Origin of the sequence: Gemelliphila asaccharolytica, from assembly GCF_001553005.1 — a bacterium.
In the GTDB taxonomy this organism is placed as follows: Bacteria; Bacillota; Bacilli; order Staphylococcales; family Gemellaceae; genus Gemelliphila; species Gemelliphila asaccharolytica.
Genome location: NZ_KQ959906.1, coordinates 22,475 through 40,178 on the forward strand (window position 1 = coordinate 22,475; position 17,704 = coordinate 40,178).

At 29.4% G+C, this 17,704-nt stretch carries 16 protein-coding genes; 4 read left to right on the forward strand and 12 right to left on the reverse strand.

The window, feature by feature from the left end; translation table 11 throughout:
- On the forward strand, positions 1–163 hold a 163-nt coding region (locus tag HMPREF1871_RS06135), incomplete at its 5' end, for a DUF819 family protein (RefSeq protein WP_157058080.1).
- Between the two features lie 199 nt (positions 164–362).
- Here the strand turns inward: HMPREF1871_RS06135 and pyrE are convergent.
- From pyrE to pyrR, 9 genes are all read right to left on the reverse strand, one after another.
- Positions 363–971 (reverse strand): orotate phosphoribosyltransferase, encoded by a 609-nt coding sequence (gene pyrE, locus HMPREF1871_RS05460; RefSeq protein ID WP_198145785.1) that lies wholly within the window; start codon positions 969–971, stop codon positions 363–365.
- Positions 972–1,044: 73 nt separating this feature from the next.
- Positions 1,045–1,743, reverse strand: a complete 699-nt coding sequence (gene pyrF, locus HMPREF1871_RS05465) for an orotidine-5'-phosphate decarboxylase (RefSeq protein ID WP_066131014.1) — start codon at positions 1,741–1,743, stop codon at positions 1,045–1,047.
- Positions 1,740–2,654, reverse strand: a complete 915-nt coding sequence (locus tag HMPREF1871_RS05470) for a dihydroorotate dehydrogenase (protein ID WP_066130979.1) — start codon at positions 2,652–2,654, stop codon at positions 1,740–1,742. The genes pyrF and HMPREF1871_RS05470 overlap by 4 nt, the downstream gene beginning before the upstream one ends.
- A 46-nt stretch (positions 2,655–2,700) precedes the next feature.
- Positions 2,701–3,465 carry a dihydroorotate dehydrogenase electron transfer subunit gene (locus HMPREF1871_RS05475; protein WP_066130982.1) on the reverse strand — a complete coding sequence of 255 codons (765 nt, stop codon included), beginning with the start codon at positions 3,463–3,465 and terminating at the stop codon, positions 2,701–2,703.
- Positions 3,466–3,609: 144 nt separating this feature from the next.
- The gene (gene carB, locus HMPREF1871_RS05480; protein WP_066130985.1) at positions 3,610–6,786 is read right to left on the reverse strand and encodes a carbamoyl-phosphate synthase large subunit; all 3,177 of its coding nucleotides are present in this window, start codon (positions 6,784–6,786) and stop codon (positions 3,610–3,612) included.
- Positions 6,787–6,800: 14 nt separating this feature from the next.
- Positions 6,801–7,883 carry a glutamine-hydrolyzing carbamoyl-phosphate synthase small subunit gene (carA, locus tag HMPREF1871_RS05485; RefSeq protein ID WP_066130988.1) on the reverse strand — a complete coding sequence of 361 codons (1,083 nt, stop codon included), beginning with the start codon at positions 7,881–7,883 and terminating at the stop codon, positions 6,801–6,803.
- A 58-nt stretch (positions 7,884–7,941) separates the two neighbouring features.
- Positions 7,942–9,216 carry a dihydroorotase gene (locus HMPREF1871_RS05490; protein WP_066130992.1) on the reverse strand — a complete coding sequence of 425 codons (1,275 nt, stop codon included), beginning with the start codon at positions 9,214–9,216 and terminating at the stop codon, positions 7,942–7,944.
- Between the two features lie 8 nt (positions 9,217–9,224).
- A complete protein-coding gene (locus HMPREF1871_RS05495) occupies positions 9,225–10,106 on the reverse strand; it encodes an aspartate carbamoyltransferase catalytic subunit (protein WP_066130995.1) in 882 nt (293 codons plus the stop codon).
- A 134-nt stretch (positions 10,107–10,240) separates the two neighbouring features.
- Positions 10,241–10,771, reverse strand: a complete 531-nt coding sequence (gene pyrR / locus HMPREF1871_RS05500) for a bifunctional pyr operon transcriptional regulator/uracil phosphoribosyltransferase PyrR (protein ID WP_066130998.1) — start codon at positions 10,769–10,771, stop codon at positions 10,241–10,243.
- A gap of 350 nt (positions 10,772–11,121) precedes the next feature.
- On the opposite strand from pyrR, the gene cdaA reads away from it, so the two are divergent.
- Genes cdaA through HMPREF1871_RS05515 form a run of 3 tightly spaced genes read left to right on the forward strand, consistent with a single transcriptional unit; the run spans position 11,122 to position 13,153 of the window.
- Positions 11,122–11,949, forward strand: coding sequence for a diadenylate cyclase CdaA (gene cdaA, locus HMPREF1871_RS05505; protein WP_066131001.1), 828 nt, complete (start codon positions 11,122–11,124; stop codon positions 11,947–11,949).
- Positions 11,942–12,901, forward strand: coding sequence for a CdaR family protein (locus tag HMPREF1871_RS05510; RefSeq protein WP_083505651.1), 960 nt, complete (start codon positions 11,942–11,944; stop codon positions 12,899–12,901). Before cdaA ends, HMPREF1871_RS05510 begins: the two co-directional genes overlap by 8 nt.
- A 9-nt stretch (positions 12,902–12,910) precedes the next feature.
- Positions 12,911–13,153: a hypothetical protein gene (locus tag HMPREF1871_RS05515; protein ID WP_066131003.1), complete on the forward strand. Its 243-nt coding sequence runs from the start codon at positions 12,911–12,913 to the stop codon at positions 13,151–13,153.
- A gap of 209 nt (positions 13,154–13,362) precedes the next feature.
- On the opposite strand, the gene HMPREF1871_RS05520 is transcribed toward HMPREF1871_RS05515, so the two are convergent.
- From HMPREF1871_RS05520 to HMPREF1871_RS06325, 3 genes are all read right to left on the reverse strand, one after another.
- Positions 13,363–14,412, reverse strand: a complete 1,050-nt coding sequence (locus HMPREF1871_RS05520; protein ID WP_066131006.1) for a ribonucleotide-diphosphate reductase subunit beta — start codon at positions 14,410–14,412, stop codon at positions 13,363–13,365.
- Positions 14,413–14,451: 39 nt separating this feature from the next.
- Positions 14,452–16,950 carry a ribonucleoside-diphosphate reductase subunit alpha gene (locus HMPREF1871_RS05525; RefSeq protein WP_066131008.1) on the reverse strand — a complete coding sequence of 833 codons (2,499 nt, stop codon included), beginning with the start codon at positions 16,948–16,950 and terminating at the stop codon, positions 14,452–14,454.
- A 492-nt stretch (positions 16,951–17,442) separates the two neighbouring features.
- Positions 17,443–17,704 (reverse strand): DUF5011/hyalin repeat domain-containing protein (locus tag HMPREF1871_RS06325; protein ID WP_198145784.1); only part of this gene is annotated, 262 nt, incomplete at its 5' end.

Sequence of the window (17,704 nt, forward strand, 5' to 3'; positions counted from 1 at the left end):
TATTATTGCTTCTAATGCAAATATTGGAGGAGCAACTACTGCGGCTGCTCTTGCTTCTTCTAAAGGTTGGAAGAGTCTCTTAGCTCCTAGTATCCTTGTTGGTACTTTTGGTTATATCATAGGTACTTACTTAGGACTTTTTGTAGGGCAAATTTTAATGTGAGAAACCCAAAAAAAGCTTGTTTTTTTATAAAAAAACAAGCTTTTTTTTAGGTTTGTTAATTTTTTTCTTTTTTTATTATACAATAAATTTAATATCTCAAAGAAAAAATTTCTAATCTAAATTTAAAAGTTTTTTCTTTTTAGCAATAAATTCTTCTTAATAAATATTTTATTTTGAAATGGTATTTCTATCCTTGTTTTTACAAATTATCTCTAAATTCTATTAATTTTTCTTTTGCTTTTTCGTCTATATATTTTTCTTTTATGGCTTCTTCTATTAATGCGTCATAGCCAGTTAGAGTATAATATTTTAAATTATTTTCTGCAAAATTTTCTTTTGCTTTTTTTATATTGTAGCTATATATTGCTACTACTCCTGCTACTTCTATCCCTGCTTGTTGCAAGGCTTTTACTGCATTTATAGATGACATTCCTGTAGAAATTAAGTCTTCTATTACTACTGCTTTTTGCCCCCTTATTACTTTCCCTTCTATTTGGTTTGTTTTTCCATGATTTTTTTTCTTATCTCTTACATATACCAAAGGTAAATTCATTTTGTAACTTACTAAGGTGGCATGAGGAATGCCTGCTGTTGCTACTCCTGCTATTAGATTTATATTTTCAAATTTTTCTTTTATTATTTCTGTTAATTTTTCTGCCATTTTTTCTCTTATTTGTGGGTATGATAGGGTAAGTCTGTTGTCACAGTAAACTGGTGATTTTATCCCTGATGCCCATGTGAAGTGGTTTTCTTCTTTTAGTTCTACTGCTTTTATTTTAAGTAGGTCTTTTGCTATTTCTTTTGCTATTTCTTTCATTTTTTCTTTTCCTTGTCCTTTTTTCTTATTATTTTTTCTCTTGTTGATATTTAATGGGTTAATGTTATTTACTTGTAAAAATTTCTTTTATTTTTTTATAAGTTTGGTAAGGGTCTTTTGATTTTGTTATGCTTCTTCCTACTACTATGAAGTCAGAAGCATTTTCTTTTGCTTTTTGGGGAGTTGCTATTCTTTTTTGGTCTGAAGCTATGTCATTTTCTAGTCTTATTGCTGGAGTGACACTCAAGAATTTTTTACTTGTGTTTTCTTTTATTTTTTTTGTTTCTAATACTGATGATATTACTCCGTCAAGTTTGCATTTGTAAGCTAATTTTGCATAATTTATGACACTTTCTTCTAGGGTTTTTTCTATTAGTTGGGTTTTTTTCATTTCTTCTTGAGATATTGATGTTAGCTGGGTTACTGCTAGGATTTTTGTGTTTTTGCCGCTTTCTTCTACAGCTTGTTTTGCTAAAGTTAGCATTTGCTCTCCTCCACTTGCGTGCAGCGTGAACATATCTATGTCTAATTTTAATAGTACTTTTACAGCTTTATATACCGTGTTTGGTATGTCGTGAAGTTTTAAGTCTAAAAATATTTTATGCCCTCGTTTTTTTATTTCTTCTATTACTTTTTTTCCTTCTGCTAAATATAGTTCTAGTCCTACTTTTACAAAAGGTTTTTCATTTTTAAATTGATCTAAAAAGTTTAAAGTTTCTTCTAATGTTGAAAAATCTAAAGCTATTATTACGTCTTTTTTTATTTCCATGCTCGTCCTCTTATGTCTAATATATGTTTTACTGATAGTTCATCTAGTGCTTTTTCTAAGTTTTCTATTATTTTTTTGCATACATAGGGATCTGTGAAGTTTGCAGTTCCTATTTGCACTGCACTTGCTCCTGCAGATATAAAGTCTATCACGTCCCAGTGGTCACTAATACCACCTATTCCTATTATCGGAATTTTTACTTCTTGTGCTACTTGATAAACCATTCTTATTGCTACTGGTTTTATGGCTTTTCCTGAAAGTCCTCCTGTTTTGTTATAAAGTATCGGTTTGCCTGTTTTTTTGTCTAGTTTCATTCCTAGTAGTGTGTTTATCATGGTTATCCCGTCTGCTCCTGCCTCTTCTATGGCTTTTGCCATTGCTACTATGTCGGTTACATTGGGGGTCAATTTTACATATACTGGTACTTTAGATACTTGTTTTACTTTTGCTGTTAATTCTTTTGCTAATTGTGGCTCTGTACCAAATTGAATGCCTCCTAGTTTTACATTTGGGCAAGATATATTTAACTCTATTGCTTTTACATTTTTTACTTTGGATATGTGTTTTGCTACATAGACATATTCGTCAATGCTACTACCTGCTACATTTGCTATTATTGGAACGTCATATTTTTCTAATTCTTTTAGTTCTTCTGATATTACTTTTTCTATTCCAGGATTTTGCAAACCTATTGCATTTAGCATTCCACTTGAGGTTTCTGCAATTCTCGGAGTGGGGTTTCCTATGCGTTTTTCTTTTGTTACTGCTTTTATTACTATAGCTCCTAACATAGATATATCATAAAATTTTGCATATTCTTTGCCAAAGGCAAAGCATCCTGATGCAGGTATTATAGGATTTTTTAAGTTTAGTCCGGGTAATTTTACTTTTAATCTTTCGTTCATGAAAACTCCTTGTTGTTAAAGTTTTTTCTTAGGATTTATTTTTGGGTTAGAAGGCTATTTCTTCTGCTTTGAATACTGGCCCATCATAGCAAACTCTTTTAGTAGAACTAGATTTTGTTTTGCATATGCACCCGTAACAAGCCCCTACCCCGCAAGCCATCCTTTCTTCTAGTGATAGGTATCCTTGTTTTTTGTTTTCTAATTTTTTTATTTCTTTTAACATTAGTATCGGCCCACAGCTATAGTATTTATCGTATTTTATATTTTTTTGTTTTATTATGTCTGTTACATAACCTTTTTCTCCATAACTTCCGTCAGCTGTTGCAATATAAGTTTTTCCTATTTTTTTAAAATTTTCTTCGTAAAAGACTTCTTCTTTTGTGTTAAATCCTAATATGTGAATTGTCTTTATGCCTTTTTGTTTAAATTGTTTTGCTAGTTCATATAAGGGAGGAACTCCTATCCCTCCTCCAATTAAAAGAGCTGTTTGTCCTTTTTTTAAGCTATCCATATTGTAGCCATTTCCCAAAGGTGCTAGTATGTCTATTTTTTCCTTTGCTTTTAACTTGGATATTACTTTTGTTCCTTCTCCAACTGTTTTATATATCATTACAAAATTGTTTTTTTCTTTGTTTATTTCACATATTGATATGGGTCTTCTTAGTAAAAATTCTTCTGTTTTTGGAATTTTTATATTTACAAATTGCCCTGGAGTGTTCATTTCTTTTACTAGATTGGCTTTTACAGTTATCTTAAAGGTGTTTTTTGCTAGCTTTTCATTTTTTACTACTGTAGCTAGTTCTACTTGCATTTTTAACCTCCTATTTTTTTGTTACAAAATTTTTTATTAGGATTATTTAGTAAAAATTAAAGTTTTATTTTACTTTTTTGCTATAGTTTTTTTAATTAAAATATTTTTTTCCCTCTTTTTGTTAGGTAAATTTTTTGCCTTATTTTATATTTCTTCTACGCTGAAGTTGATGCTTTCTATTACTTTTAATAGTGCGTTTGCTGTGTCTAGTGATGTTAGTGATACTACTCCTTTTTCTACTCCCGCTCTTCTTATTTTAAAGCCATCACTTGCTGATGATTTTTCTTTTGACGTTGTGTTTATTATCATGTCTACTTTACCATTATATATAGCGTCTAAAACCGTATTTTTTTTGTCTTTTATTTTTCCTACTCCTTCTACTTTAAGATTATTTTCTGTAAAGTATTTTTTTGTTCCTTCTGTTGCATAGATATTATATCCTAGTAGAGAAAATCTTTTAGCTATTTCTAGTGCAAAGTCTTTGTCATCATCACTAATTGTAAAAAGTATATTGCCACTTTCTTTTATTTTTATGCCACTTGCTACAAGACCTTTATATAGTGATTTTTCTACAGTTACGTCACTTCCCATAACTTCTCCTGTTGATTTCATTTCAGGGCCTAAGCTTGTGTCTACGTCTTTTAATTTTTGGAAACTAAATACCGGTACTTTGGTGTAGTATCTATTTTTTTCTTTTATTAATCCCGTTTTATATCCTTTGTCTTTTAGTTTTTCTCCTAAAATACTTTTTGTTCCTAGATTTGCCATGTTTATATTTGTTATTTTGCTTAAAAATGGTACCGTTCTTGAACTTCTTGGATTTACTTCTAGTACATATACTTTTCCTTCGCTTATTACATATTGAATATTTAATAGTCCTATTATATTAAGTCCTTTTGCTAGTCTTATTGTGTAGTCTATTAATGTTTGTTTTTCTTGTTCTGTTAGACTTACTGGAGGATATATTGCTACTGAATCTCCTGAGTGTACTCCTGCTCTTTCTATATGTTCCATTATTCCAGGAATGACTACAGTTTCTCCGTCACTTACTGCGTCTACTTCTATTTCTTTTCCTTGTAAGTATCTATCTATTAGAACTGGTTTTTCTGCCGATACTTTTACTGCATTTTTCATATAATGAATTAATTCTTCTTCGTTATATACTATTTCCATGGCTCTTCCACCTAGAACATATGATGGCCTTACTAGAACTGGGTATTTTATTTCTTTTGCGTTTTTTACAGCTTCTTTTAGCGTTGTTGCTGTTTTTCCTAAAGGCATCGGTATATTTAGTTTTTTTAGTAATATTTCAAATTTATCTCTATCTTCTGCGTTGTCTATTTCTTCTAGAGATGTTCCGAGTATTTTCACTCCTTTTTTGGCTAGACTTTCTGCTAAATTTATTGCTGTTTGTCCCCCAAATTGAACTATTACTCCTAGTGGTTTTTCATGTTCTATTATTTCCATGACATCTTCTGCTGTTAAGGGTTCAAAGTATAGTTTATCTGATATTGAAAAGTCTGTTGATACTGTTTCGGGATTGTTATTTATTATTATGGCTTCATATCCCGCTTCTTTTATACTCATAACTGCGTGTACTGTTGCATAGTCAAATTCTACTCCTTGACCTATTCTTATTGGTCCAGAACCTAGGACTATTACTTTTTGTTTATCTGTCACTATAGATTCTTGTTCCTGTTCATATGTTGAGTAAAAATAAGGAGTAGTAGATTCAAATTCTCCTGCACAAGTATCTATCATTTTAAATACTGGGTGTAGTTTTTCACTTTTTCTTAATTTATAAATCTCTTCTTCTTTTACTGCCCATCTGTGAGCTATTACTTTGTCTGAAAATCCAAATTTTTTGGCGTAAATAAGTAAATCTTTGTTTAAAGGATTTGCTTTCAATTCTCTTTCTATATCTATTATATTTTGCATTTTTTCTAAGAAGAATTTATCTATTTTTGTTATTTGGTGTATTTCTTCTACTTTTATATTTCTTCTTAAGGCTTCTCCTATGAAGAAGAGTCTTTCGTCACATGGTTTTTTTATTTTTTTAATTATGTATTCAAGAGAAAATTCTTCTCCATTTGGCAGTCCCAAATGATGTACTCCATACTCTAAAGAACGTATTGCTTTTAAAAGAGATTCTTCGTATGTTCTTCCTATTGCCATTACTTCTCCTGTGGCTTTCATTTGAGTACCTAGGATTCTATCTGCGTGTTCAAATTTGTCAAATGGAAATCTTGGAATTTTGCTTACTACATAATCTAAAGCTGGTTCAAATGATGCGTATGAAGTTTTTGTTACCGGGTTTATAATTTCATCAAGGTTTAGTCCTACTGCTATTTTGGCTGCTATTTTGGCGATTGGATATCCGGTTGCTTTTGATGCTAATGCTGATGATCTAGATACTCTTGGATTTACTTCTATTACATAATATTTAAATGAGTTTGGATCTAATGCTAACTGAACATTACATCCTCCTTCTATTTTTAATGCTCTTATTATTTTTAGAGAAGCTGTTCTTAACATTTGATATTCTTTGTCTGTAAGAGTTTGTGAGGGTGCTACAACTATAGAATCTCCTGTGTGTACTCCTACGGGGTCGATGTTTTCCATATTACATACTACTATAGCTGTGTCATTTTTATCTCTCATTACTTCATATTCTATTTCTTTGTATCCTAATAATGATTTTTCTAGTAGACACTGATTTACAGGGGAGTGGTATATGCCGCTGCTTACAATTTTTTCTAACTCTTCTTTGTTATTACATATTCCTCCTCCTGTTCCTCCCATAGTGAATGCAGGTCTTACTATTACGGGGTAGCCTATTTTTTCTGCAAATTTGTAGGCTGATTGTACGTTATTTACTATTTCTGATTCTGGTACTGGTTCATTTAGTTTTAGCATTAGATTTTTAAATTCTTCTCTGTCTTCTGCTTGTTTTATTGATTCTAATTTTGTTCCTAGTAATTTGACATTATATTCTTCTAAAATTCCACTTTCTGCTAAACTTACTGCCATGTTAAGTCCTATTTGCCCTCCTAGTGTTGGCAGAAGTGCATCGGGTCTTTCTTTTCTTATTATTTTTTTTACAAATTTTGCTGTTAATGGTTCTATGTAGACTTTATCAGCTATTTTTTTATCTGTCATTATTGTTGCTGGATTTGAGTTTACTAAAATTACTTTATATCCTTCTTCTTTTAATGATAGACAGGCTTGAGTCCCTGCATAATCAAATTCTGCTGCTTGACCTATTATTATAGGTCCTGATCCTATAACTAAAATGCTTTTTATTTCTGTGTTTTTTGCCATGTCTAACCTCTTTTTTATTTTTTAAAATTTTTAATATTTTCTATAAATTCGTCAAATAGATAACTGCTATCGTTTGGCCCTGGTGATGATTCAGGGTGATATTGTACTGAAAATACAGGATATTTTTTATGTTTAACTCCTTCACAAACTCCGTCATTGACACATATTCTAGTTGCTATTAAGTCCGTATTTTTTAATGATTCTATACTTACTCCATAGCCATGGTTTTGTGAGGTTATATCTACTTTGTTTGTTTCTAGATTTCTTACCGGTTGATTGACCCCTCTATGACCAAATTTTAATTTATATGTTTTTCCTCCGCAAGCTAATGCTATTAGTTGATGTCCCATACATATACCAAATATTGGCAGTTTCCCTATAAGTTCTTTTATTGCTTCTACTGTTTCTCCTGCGTCTTGTGGATCCCCTGGTCCGTTTGATATTAGCACTCCGTCAGGACTTAATCTTAATATTTCTTTTGCGGGGGTATTGTAGGGAACTACTATTATGTCTAATCCTCTTTTATTTAGTTCTTTTATTATTCCATTTTTTACCCCACAATCTATTACTACTACCCTATATCCTTCTCCCGTTGATTTAAAGGCATTTTTACTTGAAACTTGAGAAATTTGATTTTCTGGTAGATCTGTATTTTTTAATTTTTCTATTTCTTCTTTATCATTTTTTTCTATGTCTACTATACTTGCTTTTAACGTTCCAAATTTTCTTATTTTTTTAGTCAAACTTCTTGTATCTATTCCTGATATTGCTGGAATATCTAACTCTTTTAGCATTTGATCTAAGGTTTTTTCATTTCTAAAATTTGATGGTTTTTTGCATACTTCTCTCACTACTATAGCTTTAACACTTGGCGTTATAGTTTCATAATCGTCTTTATTTATTCCATAATTTCCTATTAAGGGGTAAGTAAATGTTATTATTTGACCATTGTAAGATGGGTCTGATATAGATTCTTGATACCCTGTCATAGCTGTGTTAAATACTAATTCTCCTATAGTTTCTTTTTTACTTCCAAATGAATATCCTTTATATACTGTTCCGTCTTCTAGTATTAGTTTAACATCTTGTTTTTCCATGTTTTTCCTTTCTATACTTTTGTTTGTTTAATAGTTGTTTTCTATCTTAAAATTTTTCTTATTTTATAGTTTCATCTATATAAGCTATTTCCCCATTTGATATTGTCAGTTCTACTATTCCATATACTTCTTTTCCTGCATATGGGGTATTTTTTCCTTTCGATAAAAATTTTTCAGGGTCTATTTTTTCTTTTCGCTCTAGGTTTATTACTGCTATGTCTGCTGGTTCTCCCTCTTTTAGTTTGCTATAAGAAAGATTAAAAGTTTTTCTGACATTTTTTGTAAACATGTCTACTAATTTTTCAAGGGTAAAGATTTTTGTTTTTACAAAGTCTGTGTATAGTGTTGAGAATGCTGTTTCACTTCCTACTATTCCAAAGGCTGATTTTTCCATAGATAAAGTTTTTTCTTTTTCTGCATGAGGTGCGTGGTCTGTTGCTATGACGTCAATTGTTCCGTCAAGAACGCCTTCTATCAGTGCTTTTCTGTCTTTTTTTGCTCTTAGTGGCGGGTTCATTTTCCATTTTCCATCTACTGTGTCTATACTTTCTTCATCGCTTAATAAATGATGAGGACTTACTTCACAACTTATTTTTATTCCATCTTTTTTTGCTCTTCTTATCATTCTTATCGCTTCTTTTGTTGAAACATGACAAACATGGTAATGGCAACCACTTGCTTCTGCTAAAAGAATATCTCTTGCTATCTGAACTGTTTCGCAAATATTAGGTATTCCTTTTTGATCTAATTCTTTTGCTTTTTTCCCTTCGTTCATCCAGCCTCCTCTTTTTAAAGAGTTGTCTTCACAGTGTGCTACTACTGCCTTTTTTAGTTTTGCTACTTCTAGCATTGCTTCATACATCATATTTGCATCTTGCACTCCTCTTCCATCATCTGAAAAGGCAAATACTTCTTTGTTTAAATCTTTAAAATCTGCTAAATCTTCTCCTTTTTCTCCTTTAGTTATAGCTCCATAAGGAATCACTCTTATAACACTGTCTTTTTTTATAATGTCTAGTTGTTTTTTTAAATTTTCATAAGTGTCTGGTATTGGGGATAGGTTTGGCATGGTCATTACTGTCGTAAACCCTCCTTTTGCTGCTGATCTGGAACCTGATTTTATGGTTTCTTTATAGCTATACCCCGGCTCTCTAAAGTGAACATGAATATCTATAAGCCCCTCTGTAACAAATTTTCCTTTTAAATCATAAGTTTCACTACATTTTTCTTCTATATTGTCAGAAATTTTTTTTATTTTTCCATTTGCTATTAAAATATCTTTTTTTATTAGTTTTGAGTTTTCTAAAATTTTCCCATTTTTTAAAAGTATCATTTTTTCTCCTATAAATTATTATCTTTTATTATTTTTTCTAAAATAGCTTCTCTCATATACATTCCATTGGTCATTTGGGTAAATATTTTTGATTTTTCACTTTCTACAAGTTCACTGTCTATTTCTACTCCTCTATTTACTGGAGCAGGGTGCATTATAATTGCTTCTTTTTTTAATTTATTATATCTTTCTTTAGTCAAGCCAAAGTTTTTATGATATTCTTCTTTATCAAATTTTTCTTTTCCGTCATGTCTTTCATGTTGTACTCTTAACATCATTAAAACATCTACATTTTCTAAAATGTCATCAAAGTTTACTACTTCTCCTAGTGTTGTGTCTTTAAAAATTTCCGGACAGACAAATTTTACTTCTGCTCCAAGGCGTGTTAGGACATTGTAATTACTTCTTGCTACTCTTGAATTTTTTATATCCCCTACAATTACTACCTTCAAGCCTTTTATTTTCCCGAAATTTTCATACATAGTCATAAGGTCTAATAGACACTGGCTTGGGTGTTCTCCTCTTCCGTCACCTGCATTTATTATTTTTGCATTTGTGTCTAAATTTTTATAATATTCATCTTCGCTATGTCTTATTACAAAAATATCACACCCTATGCTTTCTAGTGTTTTTACTGTATCAGCTAAACTTTCTCCTTTGTTTATTGAAGATGATGAGGCTGAAAAGTTTATAACATTTAGTTTTAATTTTTTTTCTGCTACTTCAAAACTATGTTTAGTTCTTGTAGAGTTTTCAAAAAATAGATTAGCTACAAAAAGGTCATCTCTTTTTTTAGGATACCCCCCTTTTTTGAGTTCCAACGCTCTTTCTATTAGCGAGTAAACTTCTTTTTCGCTTAAATCACTCATTTTTAGTAAATTTTTGTTCATATTGTCCTCCTTTTTTTCCATAATAAAAAACACTTATTTGCCCAGGCAAACAAGTGCATTAAAATATCTCTTCTAGATTTATAGAAGATTTATATCTCTTGTTGCCTCTCTGGACTACTTAAAAAGATATTTATTTAATTTATTATTACTACTTCATCATTTTCATCTATTTCTTTTAGATGTACTTTTATATTTTCTTTGCTTGATGTCGGAATATTTTTTCCTACATAATCTGCTCTTAATGGAAGTTCTCTATGTCCTCTATCTACTAATATAGCAAGTCTTACCGCTTTAGGTCTTGATGTGGACATTATGGCATCTATTGCTGATCTTGATGTTCTTCCTGTATAAAGTACATCGTCTACTATTATTACTACTTTATTATTTAAATCTAATTTAAATTTTGCTTCTTCGACATTTGGGTCTAGAGATTTTTTTTCTAAATCATCTCGGTAAAATGAAATATCTAATGTTTCTACTCCTACATTTACTGAGTCTATTTCTTTGAGTTTTTGTTTTAATCTTTTTGCTAAAAATATCCCTCTTGTTTTTATTCCTACTAGAATTATTTCATTTACATTATCACCTTTTTCTAGTATTTCATGTGACATTCTTGTTAGCATTTTATCTATTTTTTCTTTTTCTATTAAAACTTTTTCTTTCATTTTTCCTCCATAAAAAAAAATACCCTGAAGATTCAGAGTACGCAAACATCAATGAAAACAAAATATCTTTACTGCCTCTCTGGACCGTTTTAAAGAATACATATATTAAATTTAATTAATTATAATTTATTTTTTGATTTATGTCAAGTAATAGTTTTTTACTTATTTCTATAATGAAAATATTTTCTTTTTCATAATTTTATGGAAAGTGCGGATTTTATAAAAAAGTACAACTTAAAAAAAATTTTTTAAAAACTTCTTGCTAGTAAAATATTAAAAAATTTTTAGTTTTACATTTTTTATTATCTTTTTATATGATATAATTAATTTGATATGCAAGGAGAAGAAAAATGTTAGCAAATTACTTTAATGATTTTACTATAATTCAAATACTTATTTCTTTAGTTGATATTTTTCTAGTTTGGTTTTTAGTTTATACTTCATTAAAACTACTTAAAGGAACTAGAGGTATCCAACTTGTAAAAGGTATTATGATTATTGTTATTTTAAAATTGACTTTTGACCTTATTGGTTTTAAAACTATGAGTTATATAATCAACCAACTTGTTACTTGGGGTGTGCTTGCTATCATTATTATTTTCCAGCCAGAAATAAGAAGAACTCTTGAGCATTTGGGACGTTTTAATATCTATAATATAATATTTAATAGAAATAATGATAATAGTGATAAACAAAAAAAATCTACTATTAACACTGTAGCTGAAACTGCCAAACATATGGCAAGAAGAAGAATAGGTGCCTTAATGGTTTTAGAAAACAAAACAGGTCTTGATGAGTATACAGAAAGTGGCATTACTTTAGATTCTGAAATAAGCAATGAGCTTATAATTAATATTTTTATTCCTAATACTCCTCTTCATGACGGAGCGTTGATCCTTTCTAAAGATAGAATAAAAGCTGCTAGTTGTTTCCTACCTCTTTCAGAAAATAAAAATATTGAAAATAACTTAGGTACTAGACACCGTGCAGCTATAGGACTGAGTGAAATTACTGATGCTTTGATTGTTGTTGTTTCAGAGGAAACTGGACATATCTCGGTAGCATTTAATGGTAGTTTACATCAAGATTTAAAATTTGACGAAATAAAATCTTTCTTAGATGAAAACTGGCTTAACTTAAAAATAGAAAAAATCGTAGGAGGAGAAAAAAATGTTTAATGATAATTTCAAATTAAAAATATTCTCCCTTCTCATAGCTCTTACACTCTTTTTATCTGTAAATGATAATATTCTTTCTGGATTTTCTATCCAATCAAATAAATCAAATTACACTACAACATGGGTGAGAGCCGTACCGATAGAAGTTAATTATGATAAAGACAAGTACTATGTTCAAGGAGTTCCTGATACAGTAGATGTAAAAATAACAGGCCCTGCTGCAAAGGTGCAAAAAGAAGTAGTGAGTCCAACATTAAAAGTTAGAGCTGATTTCTCTAACATAGAAGTAGGGGACGACCAAAAAATAAAATTAGAGGTTGTAAATCTAAATAAAGATATAGAAGCTGTTAGCAATCCTGAATTTATTACAGTTTCTGTAAAAACAAAAACTTCTAGAAAATTCAAAATTAAACCTACTTTAAAAAATGAAAGATTACTTCTAGGTTACACGATAAAATCAATTTCTGTTAGTGATAGCGAAATTACTATATCTGGAGCAGAAGAAAGCCTAAATAATATTTACGAAGTTAGAGCAGAAAGTACAGAAAAAACAAAAATCAGCTCAAATGTCAAAGAAGAAGCAAAAATTGTAGCTTATGATAGAAACTTTAATAAAATAGAAGACATAGATATGGAGAAAAACAAAACTACTATTTCTGTCGAAGTAGAGAGTATAGAAAAGACAGTCCCAATTAAAGTCAACAAAATAGGAAATATACCTGACAATTTTGATCTTGAAAGTATTACTGTCGATCCAGAAAGTGTTAATGTAAAAGCTTCAACTAAAAGTGATTTAGAGAATATAAACGAAGCTTATGTTGATGTTGAGATTTCTACAATAGATAAGGAAACTACAGAAATAACCAATTTAAAGCTATATGCCGACACTTCAACAATATACAATTTTGACGTTTCAACCGTTAAAGTTATAATAAAAGCTAGAAAAAAATAGAGGTACCTTATGAAAAAAATTTTTATTATAGTATCTAGTGCTCTATATTCTTTTGTAGCATTAGGACTTATTATTTCCACATTTTTTATAAAAAATGCGAGTTTAAACAAAAAAATTATAATAATATCCCTTGTTTCTGTTATTATTATAAAACTTGTAGAAGTTTTTAAAGTTAAAGAAACTAGAATTTCAAGTATTGTAACTATAATTATTTTAATATCATTATTAGTTTATTATCTCACATATCATTAGTAAGTGTATTTTATAATATACTTACTTTTTTTTATTTTCTTTTAAAATTTTTATTTTTGGTAATCAAAAAAATATATAAAAAAGAAAGTTTGTTTAAATCATAAACTAATATTAATTTATACAGCTTTAGCATTTAAAAAATTTTCAAAAAAAACTATGAGTTTTCCCCCTTTATCCTCGGGAGCTGCTCATAGTTTTCTTTTTTATTTTTATAGGTCGTCTAGGTCGTCATCAATTACACTTGCTTTAGCATATGCTGATGGTCTTGCTTCAAAGAAATCTGTTTTTATACCATTTGGATCTGCATATTCACTTACCCATTTCATACTTTCTGGTTCACTTTCGTGTCCTTCGTAAAGTTTTCCAAAGCCTAAAGTTTCACATCTTAGATTACCCAAATATTTTATATAGTCTTCGACCATTTCCATTGTTAGTCCTTGGATATTTTCTCCAAGAACATATTTACCCCATTCTATTTCTTGTTCTACTCCAGTTTTTATCATTTCTTTATAGACTTTTACTTTTTCTTCTGTAAATAGCCAAGGTTCTTCTTTTTGTAGTTCTTGGATCATTTTTGTAAATAACCAAAGATGTGTATTTTCATCTCTGTTTATATATCTTATTTCTTGTACTGAACCGGGCATTTTTCCATTTCTTCCTAGGTTATAAAAGAACATAAACCCGCTATAGAAATATACTCCTTCTAAAATATAATTTGCCACCATTGTTTTTGCTAATGAATATGGGTCTTTATTTTCTTGAAATTCGTTGTATAAATCTCCTATAAATTTATTTCGTTTTAATAAGTGTTCATCATCTCTCCATTGATAAAGAATGTTAGTTCTTTCTTCTGGTGAGCAGATACTATCTAACATATAGCCATAGCTTTGAGAATGCACTGCTTCTTGGAATGCTTGTATTGTTAGACATAAATTTATTTCATTTGCTGTTATATATTCACTTATTGATGGTAGATTTGCTGTTTGAATACTGTCTAAAAATATTAGAAAACTTAAAATTTTATCAAATGCTACCTTTTCTGCATCATCTAAATTTTTATAATCTTTTAAATCTTGAGAAAGGTTAATTTCTTCTGGTATCCAAAAGTTATTCATAGCAGTTCTATACCATTTTGTTGTCCATGTGTATTTTATGTTGTTAAAATCATTTAGGTTGGTAGTATTTCCATTTATAAGTTTTCTTTTTGCTAATTCTACATCGCCTTTTTCATTAAAAAGGGCTTTTTTTTCTAATTTCATTTGGTTCTCCTTTTTTTTGTTTTTTATATTGAATTTTTTTTATGAAGAGCATGAGTCACATTCGTCTATATCTAAACTTTTACTTCTGATGTAGTAAATACTTTTTAGTCCTACTTTGTTTGCTAGGATTAGAAGTTTTAATATTTGACTCATTTTGTATTCTGTTGTTATATAAATATTTAAACTTTGTCCTTGGTCTATGTGTCGTTGTCTTATTCCTGCTGCTTTTAATGAGTATGTTTGGTCTATTTCATGTGCATTTTCATATAGCCAAAAAGTTTGCGGCGACAATCCTGGTGCTACTCTAGGTATTATTGCTCCTTTTTTTTCTTCTAAGAAATATCTTTTCATAACTGGGTCTATTCCTGCTGTAGTTCCTGCTATTATTGAAGTTGACCCTGTTGGTGCTATAGCTAGTAGGTTTGCATTTCTAAGCCCGTTATTTTTTATTTCTTCTTTTAGTTTAAGCCACTTACTAGAATTGTATCTTCTTTTTTCAAAGTAAAGTCCAGTTTCGTATTCTGAGCCTTCAAAATATTTGTAACTTCCTTTTTCTTTAGCTATATTCATGCTTTCTTTAAGGGCATAATAGTTTATTTTTTCATAGACTTCATCTGCAAATTTTAAGTGTTCTTCTGTTTGCCATTTTATTTTATTTTTTACTAACGCATGATGATATCCACTTGTTCCAAGTCCTATCGCTCTATATTTTTTATTTGTTATTTTTGCGTATGGCGTAGGGTAGTAGTTTAAGTCTATCACATTATCTAATGCTCTAACCATTGTACTTACGGTAAAGGCAAGTTCTTTTTCATCTTTTAGATTGATATTTCCTAATACTAAACTTGCTAAGTTACATACTACAAAATCTCCTGATTTTACTGTTGTTATAACTTTATCTTCATCAATAACTTCTTCTACATCTTCTATTTCTCTCATATTTTGCATAATTTCTGTACAAAGATTTGATGAATATATCATTCCTTTATGAGAATTTGGGTTAGTTTCATTTGCATTATCTCTATTGAAAATAAATGGCGTTCCTGTTTCTACTTGACTTTTTATTATAAGTTTTACCAAGTCTTTTACCGTTACTTTTTTCTTGTCTAGTCTTGGTTCTTTTATACACATTTTGTATTTTTCTTCAAAGTCTTTTCCATAGCTATCTTCCAGACTGAATCCCATAATTTCTCTTACTTCATGTGGGCAAAATAGATACCATGGTGAATTTATATTTTCTTCAGCTAAACGCCAAAATAAATTTGGAAAACAGATTGCAGGAAATATGTCGTGAGCTTTCATTCTGTCGTCACCATTATTAGTACGTAAATTTAGAAATTCTAAAATATCTTTGTGGAATATGTCTAAATATACTGCACAAGCTCCTTGTCTAACTCCTAATTGGTCTACTGCTACAGCTGTATCATTTGCTAATTTTATCCAGCGAATAACTCCTCCTGCTACACCTTTCATTTTTCTAATATCAGAACCGTTAGCGCGAACTTTCCCAAAGTATAGTCCCATTCCTCCGCCATGTTTTGAAACTTGAGCAAAATTATCAATACTTCTATAAATTCCTTTTAAGGTGTCTGGAACTGTGTCTATAAAACATGATGATAACTGATGAAATGGTTTCCTTGCATTTGACATTGTCGGAGTTGCTACTGTAACTTTTAATGTGCTTAAACAGTCATAAACTTTTTTGGCAAAACTTACCTTATCTTGTTCTGGAATTGCTAAATGCATTGCTATTCCCATGAACATTTCTTGCATTGTTTCTATAACTCTTTTGTTATTATCATAAATTAAATATCTTTTATATACTAAATCTATTGATGAGTAATTAAATAATAAATCTCTATCATTATTAAGATAGTTTTCTAGTTCATCTATTTGACTGTCAGTATAATTTTTTAATATGTAATCTCCATATAAATTCATTTTTGTCAATACTTTTATTTTTGACTTGAAGTCTTTTATATGAAGTTGTTTTTCATATTCTTTGATGTTTTTATGAATTTTATAAGAATAAATATGCCCTGCAATAAATTCCCAGTCAGGATTTTCTTTAGAAGTTAATTCTGCCGAAGCTCGTATTAATAAGTCAAGCTTCTGATTGAATGTAAGGTCATCTTTCACAAAAGAAATGAATTTTTTATATAGATTATTTAAATGGTAGCCGTCCTCTTTATATTGTTTCTGAATGCTTATCAAAAGATTTAAAACTTCTTTTTCTTTGAAATATTCTTTAAAGGCAAATAGTTCTTTTCTTAAAGTTTTTCTTTTTTCTCTGTAAAGAATATAACTTTTCAAAGCTTCATATTCATTATATTTTGTTAGAGTTTTTTCTACTAAGTCCTGAATTTCTTCTACTGAGATATTAGCAAGTTCCTTTTTCTCTATTTCTAGCAAGACTTCTTCTGCTATTTGTTTAGTGTCAGCATTTTTCCCTACACTATTAAAAGCTTTAGTTATCGCAATCTCTATTTTTGAAATATCAAAATCAACTATAGATGAATCTCTTTTTATAACTTTCATTTATTCTCCTTTTCTAGTTTTTGGTTTTTGTTTTTTGTAAAATTTTTAAATTAATAAGTGTGAATAAAGTTTAAAAATATTGTCAATTTTTCTAAAAATTTTTTAACTTGTTAATAAATATTCTAAAGTTTTTATTCTGTTTTGTCTATAGATTTGCTTGATTTTTTTTGAGAGTGTATTTTTTAAAAAGCCTTACAACCCTTGATACTCAAAGAAAAATTAGTACAAAAAATAATTTAAAAAAATATTTCCTGAAAATATTTTGATTCTTTTCTTTTTCCCCTCTCTTTTTTTGTTTTACTATTAAAATAAGAAATAAATATTAATATATTACTAGCAATATCATTGAATGGAATTTTTATATTATTTTTTTTGTTTATTTAAGTTTTTATTTTAAAAGTCCTAATTGTCCTTGTTTTTAATCTTAATAATAAAGAAAAAAAGTAGGTTGAATTGTCAAAATTTTCTTGACATCTCCAATCTACTTTTTTATTATTTTCTTTTTCTTCTTGTTAGCCTTTCAAGTGCTAGTAAACCTACTGCTAAGATAGTTACAAGCGTTTTGTTTGACTTAGGTGTTTGTGGACTTGTTTTTGGTAAAGTTTTTTGCTCGTTTATCACATCTTTTTCTTGTTTTGGTTTTGGTGTTTTGTTTTCTGGTGCTTGTGGTTTTTGTTTTTCTTTGACTTTTACTGTAGCTTGTTTGGTTGCTACTGCTCCTTTACTGTCAGTTACTTTATAAGTAATTTTGTAT